This window comes from Burkholderia sp. LK4, assembly GCF_001043615.1.
Classification (GTDB): Bacteria; Pseudomonadota; Gammaproteobacteria; order Burkholderiales; family Burkholderiaceae; genus Burkholderia; species Burkholderia cepacia.
The window spans coordinates 1-3,269 of the sequence record NZ_LDUL01000126.1; the positions used below are offsets into that span (position 1 = coordinate 1).

3 protein-coding genes are annotated in these 3,269 nt (G+C 64.8%); 1 reads left to right on the forward strand and 2 read right to left on the reverse strand.

Going from position 1 to position 3,269, the window contains the following annotated elements; all coding sequences use genetic code 11:
* Window positions 1–35: 35 nt before the first annotated feature.
* A complete protein-coding gene (locus VK92_RS38160; protein WP_048024913.1) occupies window positions 36–911 on the reverse strand; it encodes a LysR family transcriptional regulator in 876 nt (291 codons plus the stop codon).
* A 168-nt stretch (window positions 912–1,079) separates the two neighbouring features.
* On the opposite strand from VK92_RS38160, the gene VK92_RS38165 reads away from it, so the two are divergent.
* Window positions 1,080–2,153, forward strand: a complete 1,074-nt coding sequence (locus VK92_RS38165; protein ID WP_048024885.1) for an alkene reductase — start codon at window positions 1,080–1,082, stop codon at window positions 2,151–2,153.
* A gap of 137 nt (window positions 2,154–2,290) precedes the next feature.
* Here the strand turns inward: VK92_RS38165 and VK92_RS39145 are convergent.
* Window positions 2,291–3,269: hypothetical protein (locus VK92_RS39145; RefSeq protein ID WP_231616493.1), on the reverse strand; the 979-nt coding region annotated here is incomplete at its 5' end.

Sequence of the window (3,269 nt, forward strand, 5' to 3'; positions counted from 1 at the left end):
AGTAAACGGCGGACGATCGTCCGCGCAGCCGCCCGTCACGCCTGCGCGAAATGCGCGCGCAGATACTCGATGAAGACCTGCGTCTTCGCCGGCAGCAAGCGCGTTTCCGTCATCGCGTAGACCGGAACGGGCGCCCCCTCCCAGTCGGGCAGCACGCGACGCAACCGGCCCGCGGCCACGTCGTCGGCCACGACTTCCGCCGGCATCTGGATGATGCCCGCCTCGTGCACGGCGAGTTGCCGGACCATGCCGACACTGTTCACGATGAAACGCCCGCCCACCGGCACCTCGATCTCCCGCGCGGCGTCGTGCAGCGTCCACGCATCGACGCGCTGCACGCTCAGGCACTGATGCCGCCGCAGGTCGTCCGGTTCGCGCGGCTCGCCCGCGCGCTCGAGATAGCGCGGCGACGCATACAGGTGATTGCGGAACGTCGCGAGCCGCCGCGCGACGAGTTGCGAATCGGCCGATTCGCCGATGCGGATCGCGACGTCGAACGGTTCGCTCACCAGGTCGACACGCCGCGACGTCAGTTCGAAATCGAACGTGAGCTTCGGGTAGCGGTTCGCGAATTCGACGATCAGCGGCGCCAGGTAGACCACCGCGAAATCGACCGGAAACGATGCGCGCAGCACGCCTGCCGGTTCGGCCAGCAACTCGCCGAGCTGCTCGTGCGCGAGCCGCGCTTCGTCGACGATACGTTTGCAGCGCTCGAAATACAGCTGCCCGGCTTCCGTGAGCTCGATCCGGCGCGTCGTCCGATGCAGCAGCCGCAAGCCGATCGCCTTCTCCAGTGCGCCGATGCGCCGCGACAGCGTCGAATTCGGCATCCCGAGCGCGTCGGCCGCGCTGCGAAAGCCCTTCGCCTTCACGACCTCCACGAACAGCGCCATGTCGTTCAGCAGTTCCACGCCCACTGCTCCATCAATGGATCAATGTTATCCAAACTACCATATTTATCTCGAAAAAGAAGCAATGGATGACGTGTCCATGGCGGCGAGGCGCGCACACAGTGCGCGGCCCGCGCCCGAGACGGCACCGCCCCGGTGCCGTTACCCGACTCTCGAGGAGCACGCATCATGGACGCATTGTTCACCCCGGCCCGTGTCGGCCGCTACACGCTGCAGAACCGCCTGGTCATGGCACCGATGACGCGCAGCCGCGCCGCGTTCGACGGCACGCCCGGCGCACTGGCCGCCGAGTATTACGCGCAGCGCGCGGATCTCGGCCTGATCGTCAGCGAAGGCACGCAGCCGTCGGACGACGGCCAGGGTTACCTGACGACGCCCGGCATCTACACCGATGCGCACGTCGCCGGCTGGAAGGCGGTCAGCGAGCGCGTGCACGCGCGCGGCGCCCGCCTGTTCATCCAGCTGATGCACGTGGGGCGCATGTCGCATCCCGACAATACGCCGCATCATCGCCAGGGCGTCGCGCCTTCCGCGATCGCGCCGGGCGTGCCGATGTTCACGATGAAAGGGATGCAGGAGATTCCCGCGCCGCGCGCGCTGACGACCGACGAAGTGCGCGGCACCGTGAACGACTTCCGCTTCGCCGCGCGCCGCGCGATCGAAGCCGGCGCCGACGGCGTCGAGATCCACGGCGCGAACGGGTATCTGGTCCAGCAGTTCTTCGCGCCGAACGCGAACACGCGCAGCGACGCGTACGGCGGTTCGATCGAAAATCGTGCGCGCTTCGCGATCGAGGTGGCCGAGGCGATCGCCGACGAGATCGGCGCGGACCGCACCGCGATTCGCCTGTCGCCGGGCACCACGTTGTGGGGCATCGACGAAGGCGCGGAAGGGCCGGACCTGTATCGCTACCTGGCGACGCAGCTCGACCGGCTCGGCCTCGCGTACCTGCACGTGATGCACCAGGGCAACGAGCCGCTGCTCGCGGACCTGCGCGCGCGCTGGAACGGCACGCTGATCGTGAATCGGCCGGGCCGCACGCGCGACGCGATCGGCACGGATGTCGCGACGGATCTTGCCGATCTCGAAGCGTACGGCCAGATGGTGCTCGCGAATCCGGATTTCATCACGCGGCTGAAGACGGGCGCGCCGATGAACGATGCGCAGCGCGACACGTTCTTCGGCGGCGATGCGCGCGGGTATGTGGATTATCCGGCGTTGGATGGGGCGGCTGCGGCTTGACGCGATTACACGAGGCGATAGCTGCGACACGCCTGAACTGTTTCGCAGCTATCGCCGGTGAACCGCGCGATATCCGTCAAAGACCGAACGTCTCATTGCTCGCCACCTGTCACGTTGAACGGAGCGGACGCAGCCGATCAATCGGCATATCGCATGGCATCCGGAATACGGTAGGTGCCATCGCGATAGTCGAGCATAACGTTACGGCGTTGTGCGGGTGACGTGTGACCCGAGCATGTATCGACTTCGAGCCGGCTCTCGTTCTCGACGTACTTTTCGGCGACCTGCAAGACGGCATAGCCTTGCGTGCCTACGGGGCCGAGTGCGAGTGTGCGTGATGTTTCAGACGTGCTTGTACAAGGACCATCACGGTCGCCCGTCCAATCGCTCACGATCAGGCGATCCAGCACCGGATGCAAATGCTGCCCATCGATCAAATAGAGACTCAGCGTAGCGATGCCAGACATTTCCGCGGGCGGGCCGCCGGACGACTTCAGGCGTACGCCGAAGGCACGTTGAGTGGAGGTCAGCTGATAACGCGCCGTATCGAGCTCGACGCCGTCAAAATAGTGGTCCTCTCCGTAGTGAATCGCCGATCGCTGAAACCGATGCGCGACAATCGCGCCCGTAGCCGTATCGGCAACCAGTACCTCGATGTCGACGACGTTTGGCCCGTCGCTGCTGCTTTTCTGCTCCAGAGGTAACACCCCGATCGTCAGCGCGTTATTCGCGGGCCAGACCTTGCAAACCGCGTGAGCAGCATCCAGCGCCTGGCCGGGATGAAGTCGTGCGAACCAGTTCTGTAGGTTCTCACTGCACCCTGCATGTGCGATGAGCGGCGCCAAAGCGGCAACAACGCAAGTCACAGCGCGTTTTATCATCGCCTTCCCGATGGTCTTCGTGAATTTTCCCAATAGCGAATAGTACGTGGGAAACATCGATAACCGGACGGAAGAAGTTCGACGGGAATCGAAACAGGCCATGTCAGGGTTACGCGTAACGATCCTGATGAGACTGTCGCAGGCATGGCTCGTAGAGGGCGGCATCACGATGCATTGACCGGGAAGGCCACCGCAAGCTGCTGGAGCGGGTCCGCAGTGGGTTGCCCCAAAGCGC

Excerpts from the sequence above, each read along its gene's own strand:
- VK92_RS38165 (WP_048024885.1), top strand. The coding sequence starts at position 1,080 with ATGGACGCATTGTTCACCCCGGCCCGTGTCGGCCGCTACACGCTGCAG.